The following is a 1,145-nucleotide window of genomic DNA, read 5'->3' as shown; positions in this document are numbered from 1 at the left end:
CACCACGCTCGCCGTGGACGCCACGGACGCCGACCTCACCCGGGCCCAGGCGCAGAAGCTCGCGGGCACGGCGCACGATGGGCTCGCGCGCGCCGTGCGCCCGGTGCATCTGCTCACCGACGGGGACACCGTCTTCGCGCTGGCCACCGGCGCCCGTCCGCTCGACGCGCGCGATCCGGTCGCGCTCAACGAGCTACTGGCGGCCGGTGCGGAGGTGCTGGCGCGCGCCATCGTGAAGGCCGCTCGCGCGGCCCGGGGTGTCGACGCCCGTCCCAAAGGCGGCTGTTACCCCTCGTACACCGATCTGTACGGCATACGACCGCGCTCCTCGCCCGCTCCGACGGACGGCCCGCCGGCCCCCGACTCACCAGCCGGATAGGGAAGTTCAGAAGTTCGGACGAACCGTCAGGAACCATCTGTCCGTGCCATACGTTTTTCCGAACCCCGGTCACGATGTCAGACCCAGGGACTACGTTAAGCACGCAGCAAGTAACACGCGGCAACGGCCTGGAGACAGCACCTTGAGCGATCCGTACGAGACAACCGAGCAGCACCTCGACCGACTCCTGCGACGGGCACTCAACTCTTTCGACCTGCCCGACAGCACGGTCGAGAGACTCGGTACCGCGCTCGCCCACAGCAGTACCCTGCACTCCTCGCACCACAGTTCCGTGCTCCACCGCGAGACCTACCGGCACACGTACCTCCTGTCCGACGGCACGGCGCTCAGCCTGTGGGAGCTGGTGCACGGCGGGCCGCGGAGCACGGCCGACCCGCAGGCGCGCACGGAGCCCGGCCTCACCCACCACGAGCTGTACGACGACGAGGCCGATGCCAAGGTCGCCGCGGCCCGGCTGGCGGGCAGCTTCGGCGACGTCCCGCTGTTCGCGGACGACACGCCCCAGGCCGACCTGGAGGCGCTCACGCTCCTGATGGCGACTCCCCCGGCCCCGCTCCCCCGGGAGTACGCCCCGGACAACTCCGCGGACCACGCCCGCCGTGTCCTGCGCCGCGCGGAGAACAGCGACGGCCCCGGCGAGGAGACCGCCCGGCTGCTGCGCGCGGCCTTCGCCCACCACATCACCCAGGTCTGCGGCCGCCACTGCCGGGTGGACGGGCGGGACGCCGGGTTCACGCTGTACGAG

At 71.6% G+C, this 1,145-nt stretch carries 2 protein-coding genes; both read left to right on the top strand.

Translation table 11 applies throughout. The features are described 5' to 3' along the window. Nucleotides 1-379, top strand: a 379-nt coding sequence (locus ACFWGZ_RS41140; RefSeq protein ID WP_382456999.1) for a P1 family peptidase, incomplete at its 5' end; no start/stop codon positions are given. A gap of 43 nt (nt 380-422) precedes the next feature. After that, the coding region (locus ACFWGZ_RS41135; protein WP_382456998.1) for a DUF6227 family protein at nt 423-1,145 on the top strand (723 nt) is incomplete at its 3' end.

Origin of the sequence: Lentzea sp. NPDC060358, from assembly GCF_042725365.1 — a bacterium.
GTDB lineage: Bacteria > Actinomycetota > Actinomycetes > Mycobacteriales > Pseudonocardiaceae > Lentzea.
Note: the sequence above shows the minus strand (reverse complement) of the source record. Positions and strands in the feature narration are given on the sequence as shown.